Here is a 16,316-nt window from a genome sequence, read left to right as displayed (position 1 = left end):
CCTTTCCGTAGATTCTGTGCCTTATTCACTCGCGGTGTCGGTGTTATCGCCCGTGTCGGCCAGCTCGGTTGCAGCCGGTTCCGATTCCGGTTCCACGGCCTGGCCTTGCGGGTCGTCGGCGACGGTGTCGACGACGGCGACCAGTGCGTTGCGCAGCACGTGCTCGCCCAACTGGTAGCCCTGCCGCATGACATTGCCGATCACCGGCTTGGAGTCCTGGCCACCACCGCCCTCGTGTTGCACGGCTTCGTGCAGGACGGGGTCGAAATCCTCACCCTCGGCGCCGAACGGCTTGAGTCCGAGATCCGACAACGCGCTCATCAGCTTGTCGGCCACCGCCTTCAACGGGCCGGAGTCCAAGTCGCCGTGTTTGCGGGCGCGTTCGATGTCGTCCACCGCGTGCAGCAATTGGCTGACGACGGCCGCCTTGGCTCGATCCGCGGCTGCCTGCTGGTCGCGCAAGGCCCGCTTGCGGTAGTTGGCGAAGTCGGCTTGCACCCGTTGCAGATCGGCAGTCAGCTCGGCAACTTTGGCGGCGGATTCTGCCGGGGCTTGGGTCCCTCCCGGCGTATCGCCGGGAGGGACCTGCCGTACTTCACCCGTCTCGGGATCGATGCGCCGCTTGTCGGTGACCGTTACGTGTTCCTGTGGAATATCTTCGGTCACTTGGACTCCCGGTCGTCGTCGACCACCTCCGCGTCCACGACGTCGTCAGCCGAGCCGGGCCCAGCGCCGGGGGCGGCGCCGCCGGACTGGCCCGCGGCCGCCTCGGCCTGGGTGGCCTCATAGATGGCCTGGCCCAGCGCTTGCGACTCCTGGCCCAGCTTCTCCATGGCTGTCTTGATCGCGGCGATGTCGCTGCCTTCCAGGGCCGACTTCGCCTCTGTCACAGCGGCATCGACCTTGTTCAGCGTGTCCTCGGGAACCTTTGACCCGCCTTCAGCTTCGCGCTGTTCCTTGACGAATTTCTCCGTCTGGTAGACCAGCGTCTCGGCCTGGTTGCGAACGTCGGCCTCTTCGCGACGCTTGCGGTCCTCCTCGGCGTGCGCCTCGGCGTCCTTGATCATCCGGTCGATCTCTTCCTTGGACAGGCCAGAGCCTTCCTGGATCCGGATGGTGTTCTCCTTGCCGGTGCCCTTGTCCTTGGCGGTGACGTGCACGATGCCGTTGGCGTCGATGTCGAAGGTGACCTCGATCTGCGGGACGCCGCGCGGCGCCGGCGGGATGCCGGTCAGCTCGAACGAGCCGAGCAGCTTGTTGTGCGAGGCGATCTCGCGCTCACCTTGATAGACCTGGATCTGCACCGACGGCTGGTTGTCGTCGGCGGTGGTGAAGGTCTCCGACCGCTTGGTCGGGATCGTGGTGTTGCGCTCGATGAGCTTGGTCATCACGCCGCCCTTGGTCTCGATACCCAGGCTCAGCGGCGTAACGTCAAGCAGCAGAACGTCTTTCACCTCACCCTTGAGGACGCCGGCCTGCAGGGCGGCACCAACGGCCACTACCTCGTCCGGGTTCACGCCCTTGTTGGGCTCCTTGCCGCCGGTTAGCTCCTTGACCAGATCGGTCACGGCAGGCATGCGGGTGGAACCACCCACCAGCACAACGTGGTCGATGTCGGACACCGAGATGCCGGCGTCGGCGATCACCGACTGGAACGGCTTGCGGGTGCGGTCCAGCAGGTCCTGCGTGATCTTCTGGAACTCCGCGCGGGTGAGCTGCTCGTCGAGGAACAGCGGGTTCTTGTCCGCGTCGACGGTGATGTAGGGCAGGTTGATCGAGGTGCTGCCCGAACTCGACAGCTCGATCTTGGCCTTCTCGGCCGCTTCACGCAGCCGCTGCATCGCCATCTTGTCCTTGGTCAGGTCGATGCCGCTGGTGCCCTTGAACTTGTCGACCAGCCACTGCACCACGCGCTCGTCCCAGTCGTCACCACCGAGGTGGTTGTCACCACTGGTGGCACGGACCTCGACCACGCCCTCGCCGATCTCCAGCAGCGAGACGTCGAAGGTGCCGCCACCGAGGTCGAAGACCAGGATGGTCTGTTCCTTCTCGCCCTTGTCCAGCCCGTAGGCCAGCGCCGCGGCGGTCGGTTCGTTGACGATGCGCAGCACGTTGAGGCCAGCGATCTGGCCGGCATCCTTGGTGGCCTGACGCTGGGCGTCATTGAAGTAAGCGGGAACGGTGATCACCGCGTCGGTGATGTCCTCACCGAGGTAGGCCTCAGCGTCGCGCTTCAGCTTCTGCAGCACCCGGGCGCTGATTTCGGGAGCGGTGTACTTCTTGTCGTCGATGTCGACGGCCCAGTCACTGCCCATGTGCCGCTTGACCGACCGAATGGTTCGGTCGACGTTGGTCACCGCCTGGTTCTTGGCGGGCTGGCCAACCAGCACTTCGCCGTTGCGGGCAAACGCAACGACGGACGGTGTGGTCCTGGAGCCCTCGGAGTTCGCGACGACGACAGGGTCGCCACCTTCCAGAACCGCGACGACGGAGTTGGTGGTCCCGAGGTCGATCCCGACCGCACGAGCCATAGTGAATCCTCCTGATTGATGTAGAGCTTCTTTACTGCACTATGCTGAGTGAACCCCGCTCAAGACTGCCTGTGACGGCGTCGCCGTGTCAACCCATCCTTGAGTGTGGTCCGCTCAACTTGCTGATCATCCTAACGGCAGCCAATCCCGTGTTGTTCCCGGGTGGGAAAATTAGGTCGAAATATGCGACTACAGGCCGACGAGACAGCGCGTATGCATGACGAACGCCGTCCGACACCAGGACGTAGAAATGCGCGAAGCCGATCTTTCACTGAGGCGCTATGCGTGTCGCCAATCGGGACCATCAAACACGAAGTAGCTGCACCGCCCGCTAAGCCGCAGCAGAAGCCGCAGATGCGGATGCGTCTCGGCAGGATTTGCACGCACTACAGTCAGCGCGTAGTGGCCGCCGGCGAGGATGGAATGTACGTAGTCCAATAGCGGATCAGGAACAAACCCGATGTGAAGACCATCATCAACGATCCGAACTGCGCGGATGTTGACCGGGTTGCCAGGATCTGGTTCCAATCCCAAACGGTGTCCGGAAGCCAACTGAGTGATGTGTGCACTTACTTCCGCACCCCGATGTCGCACGCCGTGGGCTAGGAAATGGGCTGAAGTCTTACCGGTGGCGCGGTGGTACCGCGGAAGGGATATGAGTTCTATCGGGTCGCCCTCGCGATGCCCGCCCGACGCAGTGAGCACCTCCCAAGCGCCAGCGTCCGCGTCGAGGTCAAGCGCCGTTAAGTACTGTGGGCGATCCGGCCGTTTCGCACTCATCACCCGATCGGCGAAAGAGGGAAATAGCCGGGGCGAACGGTAGTGCCGCGTTAAGTCACGAAACCCGACGATTGGGACGAAGCCGGGATCGCTGGCTACGCGTGCCAGGTAGGTGAATTCATACGTTGGTGATGCTCCGGCGGCATCGACCTGGTCGAGGTAGCCGATAGCCCGGTAAATGCCGTCATCAACACCGCGACGCGTCACGATCAACCGAGATCTGTGCACGTCGGCACCGAGGTCGATCAGCGATGGCAGCAGATCAGCCGAGTGCATGACAGAGTCGCTTTCGATTAGTGGCTAGTACTGTACGCAAGAAACTACGGGTCGGGTCCGACAAATCAGGTACGGCTGCAACCACATCGAAGCATAAATCCAGGTCAACATTGTTTATTTGACTGGTCCAGTGTCGCCTTGCGTTAGATCCTGCTAGCGCCAAAGCCCGTCCGGCGATGTCGACTAGGCCGCTAGGCACGCCCCCATCAAAGCGCTTCGTTCGTCCGTGCTGGCACCACTGCTCGACAGTGTTCTCCCGGACACGATCGGCGCGGGCCGGATCTCCGTCACCGCTAGCGAGCGCCGAGCCGTGGTCGAAACTCGGACCAAGGCAAATAGCGCCATCTTTTGGATTCTGCAAGACCCCCCAATTGTGTGCATGTCTGTCGGTATTGGCAATCCACGCGTCTAACAGAAGATATCCAGCAAAGACATCGAAAGCGGACCAATCGACATACTCCGTGTTTACCGGACCTCGCAGTCCCTCCAGTGCGGCATCGATAGCAGCGATCGTGTGGCCACGGCACAACTTGGCGTCGAACGCGTCATCGCGTTCGGCAAGCAGCGCTGCCCCAGGTGTCCACGCCCAGGTACGGGGTCGCATGTCTCGGCTCATAGAGCCGTAAACACGCTGGTGAGTGCGCAGCTGAACGACGGTGGCAAGTTCGGTCTCCGCCGCTGGAACGAGCAATAGCTTGGCAAGCTCGTAAGAGACCTTTTCTGCCCAGTTCTCTCCTCGTACCAAGACATCGGGCTCATCGCCCAACAGCCGCCGCCGTTTCGATAGCTTCAATGCCTTGATTCGGCGGGGCTTGAAGAGCCAATGCCCGGCATGGCGAGAGGCTTCAGGAGCGACGAACCAGCGCTTGGCCTCGTCCCCGCCTGGCTCACTCTCACCGCGCGTCCAGTCCGCGAGGTCGACCACCTCAAACGTGTCCACCACGGTCCGAACTCTAGGTCGTGGTATAGCCCAGAAGTCGATTCTGGCCATAGTCGGCTGTGCACAAGGCGCCCGGTCACACCAAGTATTTGATGATCATGAACGGCCACAAACGCCTGGCGGGGTGCGCGTCTGGCACGTCAACCAATTTGACGGCCTGTAGGTCCGTCTTGTTCCCGGGTGCCGAAATTAGTAACAGAGCAGACGCTCTGTTACTGTCCAGGCATGCCGCGCCCCCGCGTGTACGACATCGATCGCGTCCTGGATGCTGTCGAGTCCTTGGCCGTCAGCTCAGGACCGGCCGCGGTGACCATCCGGGCTATCAGTGCCGCGGCCGGTCTGTCCAACGGCGCGCTGTATCACACCTTCAGATCGCGGGCCGGGCTGATCGGCCGGGCGTGGCTGCGGGCGGGACGCCGGTTTCTCGACGTGCAAACCTCGCTGGTCGACCGCGCCACCGGAACCGATGCGGTGGTGGCCGCCGCCGACGCACCGGCGGTGTTCGCCGAGCGGTATCCGGATTCCTCGCTACTGCTGCTGACCGTGCAGCGCGAGCAACTCCTGCAGCCCGACCTGCCCGGTGAGGTCGCCGCCGAGCTCACCGATCTGGATGCGGCGCTGGTCAAACTGATGATTCGGCTAACCAAGCACGTCTGGAACCGCAAGGACGCCGCCGCCGTGGACACGATCACCACCTGCATCGTCGACCTGCCGACCGCAATACTGCTGCGCCGCAACCGCCTCGGCAGCACCACCGCGCGCGAGCAACTGCGCGCCGCGGTTACCGCCGTACTCGACATCGGGCCTCCCTCGGACTGGGAACCGGACCGGGCACCAGAAAGGACAACAGCATGACAATCAGCCTGCACTACGACGAGAAGATCGCCGTCCTGGATCTCGGCGACGACGAAAACCGTTTCTCGCCAAGCTTTCTCGACGACATCAACGCACACCTCGACGAGATCGTGGCCGGCAACGCACACGGGCTGGTGACCACCGCCGTCGGCAAGTTCTACTCCAATGGACTGGACCTGGACTGGCTCGGCGCCCACGGTGACCAGACCACGTGGTACGTGGGCCGCGTCCACGCATTGCTGGCCCGCATGCTCACCCTGCCCATTCCCACGGCGGCGGCCATCGTCGGCCATGCCTTCGGAGCCGGGGCGATGCTGGCCACGGCGCACGATTTCCGGGTGATGCGGGCCGACCGCGGCTACTTCTGTTTTCCCGAGGTGGACATTCGCATCCCCTTCACCGACGGCATGGCCGCACTCATCCAGGCCAAACTCTCACCGCAGACGGCGGTCGCGTCCATGACGACCGGTCGCCGGTTCGGCGGCCAGGACGCGGCGCGCGTGGGAATCGTCGACGCCACCGCGGCCGAGGGGGACGTGACCGCCACGGCGGTCGAGATGCTGCGTCCGCTCGGCGGCAAGGACCCCGGCACGCTGGGCGCGATCAAGCAAACCATGTTTGCTCCGGCTATCGCGGCGCTAAGCCCTGTGGTGAGTTAGCCTGACGCCATTGTCTCTCTCGGGCGAAGGGCTCCAGGATTCCGAAATGCCACCGCTAGACGTCGCCGCCGAGAGGCTCACCCGCGAAGACGCGGGCTACCACAAGGCCCTCAAAAACCGCCAGCTGCAGATGATCGCCCTCGGCGGCGCGATCGGGACCGGACTGTTCCTCGGCGCCGGCGGCCGGCTCGCGTCGGCGGGGCCCGGGTTGTTTCTGGTCTACGGGGTGTGCGGCATCTTCGTCTTCCTGATCCTGCGGGCCCTGGGCGAACTCGTGTTGCACCGGCCGTCGTCAGGGTCGTTCGTGTCCTACGCCCGCGAATTCTTCGGCGAGAAGGTGGCTTTCGCCGCCGGCTGGATGTATTTCGTGAACTGGGCCATGACCGGGATCGTGGACACCACCGCGATCGCGCACTACTGCCACTACTGGAAGGCGTTCCAGGTCGTGCCGCAGTGGACGCTGGCGTTGGTCGCGCTCATCGTGGTGCTGTCGATGAACCTGATCTCGGTCAAGCTGTTCGGCGAGCTCGAGTTCTGGGCCGCGCTGATCAAGGTGCTGGCGCTGGTGACGTTCCTGGTCGTCGGCACGGTATTTCTGGCCGGGCGCTTCAAGGTCGACGGTCAACAGACCGGATGGTCGCTGTGGAGTAGCCATGGCGGCTTGCTGCCGGCCGGTCTGCTGCCGCTGGTGCTGGTCACCTCCGGGGTGGTGTTCGCCTATGCCGCAATCGAATTGGTCGGTATCGCGGCCGGCGAAACGGCCGATCCGGAACGGATCATGCCGCGCGCGATCAACTCGGTGGTGTTCCGCATCGCGGTGTTCTACATCGGCTCGACGGTGCTGCTGGCGCTGCTGTTGCCCTACACCGCCTACCGCGACCACGAGAGCCCGTTCGTGACCTTCTTCGCCAAGGTCGGTTTCGCCGGGGGCGGCAGCCTGATGAACCTCGTGGTGCTCACCGCCGCGCTGTCCAGCCTGAACGCCGGACTGTATTCCACCGGCCGGATCCTGCGGTCGATGGCGATCAACGGCAGTGGCCCGAAGTTCACCGCGCCGATGTCCAAGAACGGGGTGCCGTTTGGCGGCATCCTGCTCACCGCCGGAATCGGGCTGTTCGGCATCGTGCTCAACGCCGTCAAGCCGAGTCAGGCCTTCGAGATCGTCCTGCACATCGCCGCGACCGGAGTGATCGTGGCCTGGGCCACGATCGTGGCTTGCCAGCTGCGGTTCTACCAACTGGCCAAGGCCGGGCAGCTGGAACGGCCGAAGTTCCGGATGCCGCTGTCCCCCTACAGCGGCTATGTCACGCTGGCCTTTTTGCTGGGCGTGCTGGTGCTGATGTTCTTCGACAAGGAGCACGGCCCCTGGATGCTTGGCGCGTTGCTGCTCGGGGTGCCCGCGATGATCGGTGGCTGGTATCTGGTCCGCAATCGCGTGCTGACGGCGGCTCAAGAGACCAGCCCCAGCGCAGTGACGCCTTGACATTTCACCGTTGACATGTCATAGCTGTCATATCGTGAATGACATGTCAAGCGTGACTTGTTAGAGTAGCCATATGAGCCTGCGACATGCCGCGCTAGGACTGCTCTCGCAGGAGCCCGCCAGCGGGTACGACCTGCTGAAGAAATTCAAGCTGTCGATGGACAACATGTGGCCGGCCACGCAGAGCCAGCTCTACGGCGAACTCAACAAGCTGGCCGATACCGGGCTGATCAAGGTGTCTGACGTGGGTCCGCGCGGGCGCAAGGAGTACGCGATCACCGATACCGGGCGTGCCGAGCTGTATCGATGGATGACCTCTCCGCAGGACGATCCGCCGATACGCAACGCCTCCATGCTGCGCGTTTTCCTCCTCGGGCAGCTGACGACCAGTCAGCAACAGGAGTACCTGCAACTGCTCCTGTCGATATGCGAGCAGGAGCACGTTCACTACAAAGAGATCCTCGACGCCTACGACTGGACCGACGACGATGACGACGACGCGTTCTTCGCCCGGGCCGTCCTCGAGGGAGGCCTACGGTGGACCCAGTACGAAATCGAGTGGGTCCATTGGGTTATCGACGGTCTGAAGAAACGTCAACGTCGCAACCGCTAGCCAAGTCGCCGCACTCCACCGCTTCGACGCCGGGCGCATCGCGCAGGTACACCCCCGCTCCCTGATCTCCGGATAGCCCGGCCAGCACGCCGGCCCAATGGTCGCGCGCGATGACGACGGGGTGCCCGGGCCGCTCCCCGAAGTACGCCCGGGCCAGCCCGCTTTGGGATCCCAACGCCCGCTCGAGAACCCGCGCCACCACCGCAGCGCCGACGTCGGGGGTGTCGATCACGTGCACGACGGCGTAGTCCGCCTGCTTGCGCTGCGCCTCGGCCAAGCCGGCGCGCACCGAGGCGCTCAGGCCCTGCGCCCAGTCCGGCGCCATGATCGCGGTGACACCCGGCGGAGCGGGAACCTCGGCCGCCCCCAGCACCAGGATCACGTCGCCGCAGCCGCCGTCGCGCAGTGCGCTGACGGCGATCTCCAGCCAGCCCTCGACCAGCACTTTCGGTTTGCCGTACCGGCGGCCGGCACCTGCGGCCAGCAATACGCCGACAACGGTCGACTCCGATAACGGCACTCTCCTATCATGACATTAAGCTTCTCATCAGGCGACAACCGGATGGAGCACAATGACCCAGGACGCGCAAAGCGCCGTCTCGCCGCGGTACGCCGGCACCCGCGTGCAGCGGGTGGAGGACGGCCGGTTGTTGACCGGCCGCGGCAGTTTCGTCGACGACATCTCGCGGCCGGGCATGCTGCATGCCTGCTTCGTGCGCAGTCCGTTTGCCCGCGCCCGGATCAACGGCATCGACGCCGCCGCGGCCCTGGCACTGCCGGGGGTGCACGCGGTGTTCACCGCCGCCGAGCTGAACCCGGATGTACAGGAGGCCTGGCACGCCGTCGCGGGTAAGGACATGCCCGACACACCGCGGCCGCCGCTGGCCGAGGGCGAGGCGAAATTCGTCGGCGACCCGGTGGCCCTGGTGGTGGCCGAAAGTCGTTATGTCGCAGAGGATGCCATCGAGTTGGTCGACGTCGACTACGAGCCGCTGCCCTCGATCACCGACTTCACCGTCGCGCAGATCTCAGAGGTGCTCGTTCACGACAGCTACCCGAACAACGTGGCCGGCGGGATGGCGGGCGCACCGCCGGACGAAGAGATTTTCCAGACGTCTGCCTGCGTGGTGAAAGAGGACGTCTACCAACAGATTTACGCCCCGGTGCCGATTGAGACCCGGGGCCTGGTCGTCGAGTGGGCGGCAGCTTCGGGTGAACTCACCCTCTGGGCCTCCACCCAAACCCCCCACGAACTGCGGGCCTTCTGCGCCCGGCTGTTAGGCATTGCGGCGCAACATGTCCGGGTCATCATGCGCGATACTGGCGGCGGATTCGGGCAAAAGGTCGTCCCGATGCGCGAAGACATGTGCATCATGCTGGCCGCTCGCAAAGTGCCCGCGGCACTGAAGTGGATCGAGGACCGGCGCGAGAACCTGATGTCAGCCGGGCAGGCCCGGCATGTCAACGGCACGGCCAGAATGGCTTTCGATGCCGACTGCACATTGCGGGCGGTGGATATCGACTACGCCCAGGACATCGGCGCCTACCCGACCCCCTACCCGGTATTGACCAGTGCGGCCATTGGCATGTTCTTCCCCGGGCCCTATCGAGTTCCGAAATCCAGCTTCAACTACAAGACCGTGTTCTCCAACACCAGCGGGCTGGCGGCCTACCGCGGTCCGTGGCAGTTCGAGACGCTGGCCCGCGAAGTGCTGCTCGACATCGGCGCGCGCAAGATGGGCATCGATCCCGTGGAGCTGCGCCGGCGCAACCTGCTGCGCCGCGACGAGATGCCGTATTTCAACCCCAACGGCATGCCCTACGACCACGTAGCGCCGGCCGAAACCTTCGAGCAGGCCGTCAAAATCCTTGACCACGAAGGGTTTCGCAAGGAGCAGCGCGAAGCGCTGGCGCAGGGCCGCTACCTCGGCCTCGGATTCGCCGCTTACATCGAGCCGACTGGCGCCGCAACCGGTCACCTGGGCACCGAGGGCGCCACCATCCGGATGGAGCCCACTGGCAAGATCAACGTCTACGTCAACGGCGGCTCCACGGGAAACAGCTTGGAAACCACCGTCATCCAGCTCACCGCCGACGCGCTGGGCGCCGACATCGACGACGTCGCCACCATCCAGGGCGACACCGCCGTCACCCCGTACGGCGCCGGCACGCAGGGCAGCCGCAGCGGCCCGATGACGGCGGGTGCGGTCAACGCGGCGGGCACCACGCTGCGGGAGAAGATCGTGGCGCTGGCCGCACACCACCTCAAAGTCTCGGCATCCGAAGTGGAACTAGCGCATTCGGCCGCCGCCGTACGCGGCGATCCCTCGAAGACAGTGACCTTCGGCGAGCTTGCCTACCTGGCTCACTACCAGCCCCAGCAGTTTCCGTCCGCCCTATCGCCGGTTCTGGAGGTCACCGAGCGCTACGTCGCCACCGCGCCGATCCTGTGGGCCAACGCCACCCACGCCTGTACCTGCGAAGTCGACACGCAGACAGGCAAAGTCACGCTGCTGCGCTACATCGTCAGCGAGGACGTCGGACCGATGATCAATCCGGCGATCGTGGAGGGCCAGATCGCCGGCGGCACCGTCCAGGGCATCGGCGGCGCACTGATGGAAAACTTCGTCTACGACGACGACGGCAACCCGCTGGCCACCACCTTCGTCGACTATCTGCTGCCGACGGCCACCGAAGTTCCGCCCATCGAATACGGGCACATCGAAATACCGGGCCCCGGGCCCGGCGGCTACAAGGGCGTCGGTGAAGGCGGGGCCATCGGCTCGACACCGGCGGTGATCAACGCGATCAACGACGCGCTGGCGCCGCTGGGCGTGACCGTCACCCGGCTGCCGGCCAGCCCGGCCGCCATCGTCGCACTACTGGACGGGGCGCAGCGATGAAGCCGGCGGTGTTCGACTACCACCGCCCCGGCACCGTGGAGGAAGCGGTGCGCACGCTGGCCGAATTGGGCGACGAGGCAAAGGTTCTGGCCGGCGGCCAGAGCCTGGTACCGATGCTGTCGATGCGCCTGGCGTTCTTCGACCACCTCGTCGACATCTCCCGGCTGGGCGAGCTGCAGGGCATCGAGCGTCGCGGCGATCAGCTGTGGATCGGCGCGGGAACCACCGAGGCCAAGGTGGGCGCCGATACCCAAGTGCGCGAAGCGATTCCGCTGCTGACCCGGGCGACGCCGTTCATCGGCCACTTTCAGATCCGCAATCGCGGCACCCTGGGCGGGTCCATCGCCCACGCCGACGCCGCCGGCGAGTACCCGGCGGTGGCGCTCACCCTGGACGCGGTGATGGAGGTCTTGTCACCACGGGGGCGGCGTGAGATCAATGCTTCGGGCTTCTTTGCCGGCTTGTGGGAAACCAGCATGGAACCCGATGAATTGCTTACCGGGGTCCGTTTTCCGGTGTGGAACAACAGATCGGGATTCGCCATCCAGGAATTCGCCCGGCGGCACGGCGATTACGCGATCGCCGGTGCGCTGGTGGCGGTGTCATTGGACGGCCAGGACCGGGTAACCCGCTGCGCCATAGGGCTATTGGGCCTGGGTTCCACACCCAGGCGAGCGACCGCGGCCGAGGAGTACGTCATCGGCAGACCGGTCGGCGAGCTGGCAGCCGACGAGATCGGTCAGGCCGCACTGGCCGGGCTCGATGACATCCCGACGGACCTGCAGGGGTCGGCGTCGTACCGAAGCAGGGTAGGCGCCGCGATGACGGCCCGCGCCTGGACTCAAGCCGTCACCGAAGCGACCAGCGGAGCAGCCCATGCATGAACGACCAGTTCGGTTGACAGTCAACGGAACTCCCATTGCGGCCAGCGTCGAACCGCGCATGACGCTGGCCGACTTCCTCCGCGAGAAGTGTGGACTCACCGGCACTCATCTCGGCTGCGAACACGGGGCATGCGGCGCCTGCACGGTGCTGGTGGACGGCGACGCGGTGCGCTCGTGTCTGCTGTTCGCCGTACAGGCCGACGAGGTGGAGGTGACCACGGTCGAGGGCATCGCAACCCCCGAGGGCGAGTTGTCGCCGGTTCAATCCGCGCTGCGGGAGTGCCATGGGCTGCAATGCGGCTTCTGCACGCCGGGTTTCGTCATGTCGCTGACCGCATTGCTGCGCGACAACCCCGATCCCACCGACGAACAGATCCGCGAGGGTCTGTCCGGAAATTTCTGCCGGTGCACCGGCTATCAGGGCATCATCGCCGCGGCCCGCCGGGCTGCCGAAATTGCGCGCTGACGAGCCGCGCTGACGAGACGGTAACGGTTCCTCATCGACGGTGTTCCAATACGCGTCGCAGCCCTAACTTGTGCCACCTCGTGCGTACTCTGAATCCGATATCTCAGCATCTGGGGAGTAGCGCGTGCGGTTGTTGTCGAAGGCACGGTGGGTCTTGCTGGCCGCAGCCGTACTCATTGCCGGATGCAGTACCACTGTCGACGGCAGACCGATCGCCGCACCGGGCGCCGGACCAACCGAACCCTCCTTCCCGACGCCGCGCCCAAGCGCCCCGACCTCGACACCCGTCGCGGTCCCGGTCCCGCCAACGCCGACCAGCACCGCCCCCGGCGTCATTCCGCTCAAACCGGACGACAACGGCTACGTGTTCATCGAAACCAAGTCCGGCCAAACGCGTTGCCAGATCAACAAGGACGGCGTCGGCTGCGAAGCGCCATTCACCAATTCCCCCATGCAGGAGGGCGAGCACGCCAACGGCGTCCACGTGAACACCTCCGGCAAGGTGCAGTGGATTCTGGGCAATCTCGGCGCCATCCCCACCGTCCCCATCGACTACAAAACCTACGACGCGCAGGGCTGGACGATCGTCGCCACCAAAGAGGGCACCCGTTTCCAGAACAACGGCACCGGCCACGGCATGTTTGTCAGCATCGAGAAGGTCGATACGTTCTGAGCTGATTTTCTACCGTGGTTGGGGTGGATGTTGCTCCCGACCAGCGAACCAGCTGTTACCGCCAATCATGGTAGACAGCGAGATCGCAGTCGGCGGACGGGTACGTGTTTTGGTACAATTCTGGTGCGCATTCTGGTACACGTCTTTGTACCTAGCAGATAGGTTGACAACGCATGTACCCCAACCGGGAAATCTTTCCCAACGCGCCCCTGGCACTCGTCACAACAGAGATTCGATTCACGGACTCTCCCCGGCTGCGACAGCAGGAAACACTTGACGCGGTTGCCATCGCGTTGGAGGAGCGCTTCCCGCTCAGCACCCCGCAGTCCAACGTCACCTTCAGCGTCGGAAACCTTGGTCCTGGTGTTCTTCCCCAGGTCGAACACGAACGCCGGGTCGTGTTGACAAATACGGCCAAAACCGAATCGGTCACCATCACACCTTCTTCGTTCATATGCGAGACGACCGCTTACCGAGAATTCGATGACTTCCGTGTTGGGGTAACCGATGTATGCGAAGCCCTCCTTGCTGCAAACGTTCGTCCCGCTCTCGTGCGTGTCGGTCTTCGCTACATCGACGAAGTTCGAGTGCCAGAGCCGATAACCGACGTGCGCGCGTGGGGCAAGTGGATCGACGACAGCATCATAAGTCCGCTGACTATAGGTCCTGACGACGTCGCCGTGCGTAATGCACACGGGCTCGTCACGTTTGACCTCGGCGACGGAAAAGGCCTCAACTTTCAGTACGCGGCACTAGACCAAGGTCCGGTTGTCGAGCCCCAGTTTCTGAATCGGCGACTTTTCAAGCCGGGACCGTTCTTTGTCTTGGACTTTGACGGATTCCGAGACTTCGATGGGAAAGAGGATGCGGTTCGACTGGATGGGGGTGAAGTAACTGACGTCCTCACCGCCGTCCACGAACCCGCGGGCGCGGCGTTCCAGCGTGCGATTACTGAGGACGCCCGGAACCTATTTCGAGGGGAGAGCACATTATGACAGCAGCATTGACGCGATTGACCCGTAGCAGCACGAGCGCGGGCGACGATGTCAAGGACTATGCGGTAGTTCCAATTGGAACTCGCGCACTATCAATCGAAGCCGAGGAACTTCGGACACGAACCGACTTGGCCGGTGAGCACATGCAGGACTTGCATAACAAGGTGCGCGCGCTGAACTTGGACCAAAGAATGCGCAACAAGAGCAGACATGACGTCCCTGCTCTCCTCGACGAACTCGCTTATCAGCGCGGCATGGCATGGACTCATATCGCCGAAATCGCCGAGGTCACTGTTTCCGCAGTCCGCAAGTGGCGCAAGGGTAATGACGCATCACCCGAAAAGCGGAGTCGACTTGCAAAATTCGCAGCACTTCTCGACACGCTCGCAGAGGAGGCGCACATCGCGGATCCCGCAACTTGGATGGAGATGGAGTTGCCGCTGGCCGCTGGTTACTACATCCGACCGTTGGACCTGTACCTCAACGGACAAGATATGGCTCTCCTTGATATTGCCGAGCAGCGCGGAACTGTGGAACACATTCTCGACGAAATCCGGCCAGGATGGCGCACTACCCGTAGCAGGTTCGAGGTGTTCAACGATACTGATGGGATGCGCTCCATTCGCATTCGTGGTGAGTAACAAGGCATGGACTGCATTGATCCGGAGCAACTTTACGACGAGCGTGGCAGCGTCGCGCGAAGTCGCCCCATCTTTCAGGGCGATGTATTTAAGGACGTCGTCTTGCCATGTATCGGAGATACACCGCGACTGGTGCAAATCGTCGCGCACCCTTGCTCGATGCGGGCGGGCACAAGTCTTCGCCCCCGCATAACTGTCGCGCCTGTTGAGGAGCATAGCCGTGTCAACGGAAATGGGTGGAACCAGAATTTAAGAATTATGCCTCTTGCTGAAATTATAAATGGAAGGCACTATGCCGCCAAATTCGTTGATGTCACGGCGGCCCCTTCTGAATTATTGCGACCGGAGGCCCGTATCGCGACGCTCAGTGATAAGGGAATATATGTGCTTCAACAGCGAATCGTGAAACACTACACCAGGTTCGAGGTGGATTTGCCGAGCCTCGCCAAAGAAACCGCGCCTGTCCTGTGGGAGATGCATCAGCAACGGGACTGGGTCGAAACAGTTTTTGATGATGAAGGCGATTGGACCAACGAAAATCTCGCCGCTGAGGAAAGTGCATTCGATGCCTGGCTTCGAGAAGGAAACCCCTCCCGTCGCACGCAGCTAAAGGATGACCATACCCATACCGATTTGCGGAGAGCCGCACATAAGGCAGCACTGGCGCGGCGAGCGGAGGTTGGCGATCGCGCATGAGCCGGCACCCTCAGTAGCCGCTTCTAGTCCGCACTGCCAATTGCACGGGAAAAATGCCACGCGGCGGCGGCAACCATATTCGACTTCTCTCACACCAATAAATTGGGCGGCGTGGACGAGATGAAAGTTGAGATGACACCCTGGCCGGTTTGCTCGGCTCGGGGCAACCGCCCACTGCGGGCGCTCCGCAGCCCGCGCTTGGACCAATGTCGCTGCGCCGCCATAACACCGACGGAGGAATCGACGTGGCATTGTGCCGCACGACGATACTGATCGCGGCCATGAGTCTGGCCGCCGGTTTCGCCGTGTCGGGTTGTCGCGCCGTCACCCGTGCCGACCCCCCGGCATTTCCGAACCTGGCGAGTTACACACCCGTGAACGTCGGCGACTATGCCATCGAAATTCCCAACCCCGGGCGGGGTCCATCGAGCGAAGTGTTCTTCCTGACACCCGATGGCAATGCGTGCAGATTGGTCAATTCCGGCGCGGAATGCACAGGCAACAATTTCCCCGGAATTCCCGCCGTCTCGCAGGACCCGGCCAGGGGACTCGTCGGGGTGAACGGCATCCGAACCGACATCGGGCTACAGCCCACCAACGCACCCGTGGCCGGGGCGGACACCACGGTTATGGGACATCCGATACGGCCGCTTCCGCCGCTGCATTCGATCGCGGTCGATGGCGCGATCTGCGGCGTCGACAATGCGGGTAGCACCGCCTGTAAAGACGCTCAGGGCCGCGGATTCCTCATCTCACCGCAGCACGGAACGGTCTGGCTGCCCCACGTGTGACGTCGCCCTGAAGGTGGCGTCAGTACCATCGGAGCCGTGGCACGTTATGGCCCACCGGATGATTTCCACAACCAAGAGACCCAACATGCGCCGTTCGGCATGGGTGGGTACCCACCGCCCGGTCCCCCGC

General features: G+C 63.6%; 17 protein-coding genes. 12 read left to right on the top strand and 5 right to left on the bottom strand.

The features are described from left to right. Positions 1–21: 21 nt before the first annotated feature. The 4 genes from grpE to BST12_RS13250 form a co-directional block, all read right to left on the bottom strand. Positions 22–666, bottom strand: a complete 645-nt coding sequence (gene grpE / locus BST12_RS13265) for a nucleotide exchange factor GrpE (RefSeq protein ID WP_083113590.1) — start codon at positions 664–666, stop codon at positions 22–24. Further along, a complete protein-coding gene (gene dnaK / locus BST12_RS13260) occupies positions 663–2,531 on the bottom strand; it encodes a molecular chaperone DnaK (RefSeq protein WP_083113589.1) in 1,869 nt (622 codons plus the stop codon). Before dnaK ends, grpE begins: the two co-directional genes overlap by 4 nt. Positions 2,532–2,810: 279 nt before the next feature. Continuing rightward, positions 2,811–3,587: a hypothetical protein gene (locus BST12_RS13255; RefSeq protein ID WP_083113588.1), complete on the bottom strand. Its 777-nt coding sequence runs from the start codon at positions 3,585–3,587 to the stop codon at positions 2,811–2,813. Continuing rightward, the gene (locus BST12_RS13250) at positions 3,574–4,530 is read right to left on the bottom strand and encodes a HipA domain-containing protein (RefSeq protein WP_083113587.1); all 957 of its coding nucleotides are present in this window, start codon (positions 4,528–4,530) and stop codon (positions 3,574–3,576) included. The genes BST12_RS13255 and BST12_RS13250 overlap by 14 nt, the downstream gene beginning before the upstream one ends. A 222-nt stretch (positions 4,531–4,752) precedes the next feature. On the opposite strand from BST12_RS13250, the gene BST12_RS13245 reads away from it, so the two are divergent. The 4 genes from BST12_RS13245 to BST12_RS13230 all read left to right on the top strand — a co-directional run bounded on the left by BST12_RS13245 (position 4,753) and on the right by BST12_RS13230 (position 8,137). Then, a complete protein-coding gene (locus BST12_RS13245; RefSeq protein WP_083113586.1) occupies positions 4,753–5,382 on the top strand; it encodes a TetR/AcrR family transcriptional regulator in 630 nt (209 codons plus the stop codon). After that, positions 5,379–6,041: an enoyl-CoA hydratase-related protein gene (locus BST12_RS13240; protein WP_083113585.1), complete on the top strand. Its 663-nt coding sequence runs from the start codon at positions 5,379–5,381 to the stop codon at positions 6,039–6,041. The genes BST12_RS13245 and BST12_RS13240 overlap by 4 nt, the downstream gene beginning before the upstream one ends. A 46-nt stretch (positions 6,042–6,087) precedes the next feature. Beyond that, complete coding sequence (locus tag BST12_RS13235; protein WP_083113584.1) at positions 6,088–7,524, top strand: amino acid permease; 1,437 nt, start codon at positions 6,088–6,090, stop codon at positions 7,522–7,524. A gap of 73 nt (positions 7,525–7,597) precedes the next feature. Further along, positions 7,598–8,137 carry a PadR family transcriptional regulator gene (locus BST12_RS13230; protein WP_083113583.1) on the top strand — a complete coding sequence of 180 codons (540 nt, stop codon included), beginning with the start codon at positions 7,598–7,600 and terminating at the stop codon, positions 8,135–8,137. On the opposite strand, the gene BST12_RS13225 is transcribed toward BST12_RS13230, so the two are convergent. Beyond that, positions 8,097–8,657 carry a nucleotidyltransferase family protein gene (locus BST12_RS13225; protein WP_083113582.1) on the bottom strand — a complete coding sequence of 187 codons (561 nt, stop codon included), beginning with the start codon at positions 8,655–8,657 and terminating at the stop codon, positions 8,097–8,099. The two genes, BST12_RS13230 and BST12_RS13225, sit on opposite strands and share 41 nt — an antisense overlap. A 52-nt stretch (positions 8,658–8,709) precedes the next feature. Between BST12_RS13225 and BST12_RS13220 the strand changes: the two genes are divergently transcribed. The 8 genes from BST12_RS13220 (at position 8,710) to BST12_RS13190 (ending at position 16,186) form a co-directional block, all read left to right on the top strand. After that, positions 8,710–11,040, top strand: coding sequence for a xanthine dehydrogenase family protein molybdopterin-binding subunit (locus BST12_RS13220; RefSeq protein WP_083113581.1), 2,331 nt, complete (start codon positions 8,710–8,712; stop codon positions 11,038–11,040). Beyond that, positions 11,037–11,924 (top strand): FAD binding domain-containing protein, encoded by an 888-nt coding sequence (locus BST12_RS13215; protein ID WP_083113580.1) that lies wholly within the window; start codon positions 11,037–11,039, stop codon positions 11,922–11,924. The genes BST12_RS13220 and BST12_RS13215 overlap by 4 nt, the downstream gene beginning before the upstream one ends. Next, positions 11,917–12,390, top strand: a complete 474-nt coding sequence (locus BST12_RS13210; RefSeq protein ID WP_083113579.1) for a (2Fe-2S)-binding protein — start codon at positions 11,917–11,919, stop codon at positions 12,388–12,390. Before BST12_RS13215 ends, BST12_RS13210 begins: the two co-directional genes overlap by 8 nt. 124 nt (positions 12,391–12,514) lie before the next feature. Beyond that, entirely contained in the window at positions 12,515–13,063 is a 549-nt protein-coding gene (locus BST12_RS13205; protein ID WP_083113578.1) for a hypothetical protein, read from the top strand. A gap of 173 nt (positions 13,064–13,236) precedes the next feature. Further along, positions 13,237–14,058: a TIGR04255 family protein gene (locus tag BST12_RS13200; protein WP_083113577.1), complete on the top strand. Its 822-nt coding sequence runs from the start codon at positions 13,237–13,239 to the stop codon at positions 14,056–14,058. Next, complete coding sequence (locus BST12_RS13195) at positions 14,055–14,699, top strand: hypothetical protein (RefSeq protein WP_139801656.1); 645 nt, start codon at positions 14,055–14,057, stop codon at positions 14,697–14,699. Before BST12_RS13200 ends, BST12_RS13195 begins: the two co-directional genes overlap by 4 nt. Positions 14,700–14,705: 6 nt before the next feature. Further along, positions 14,706–15,395 carry a hypothetical protein gene (locus BST12_RS30850; RefSeq protein WP_139801655.1) on the top strand — a complete coding sequence of 230 codons (690 nt, stop codon included), beginning with the start codon at positions 14,706–14,708 and terminating at the stop codon, positions 15,393–15,395. 206 nt (positions 15,396–15,601) lie between these two features. Next, on the top strand, positions 15,602–16,186 hold the full coding sequence (locus BST12_RS13190) for a hypothetical protein (RefSeq protein ID WP_083113575.1): 585 nt from the start codon (positions 15,602–15,604) through the stop codon (positions 16,184–16,186). Positions 16,187–16,316: the final 130 nt, after the last annotated feature.

The organism is Mycobacterium angelicum, assembly GCF_002086155.1.
Classification (GTDB): Bacteria; Actinomycetota; Actinomycetes; order Mycobacteriales; family Mycobacteriaceae; genus Mycobacterium; species Mycobacterium angelicum.
Note: the sequence above shows the minus strand (reverse complement) of the source record. Positions and strands in the feature narration are given on the sequence as shown.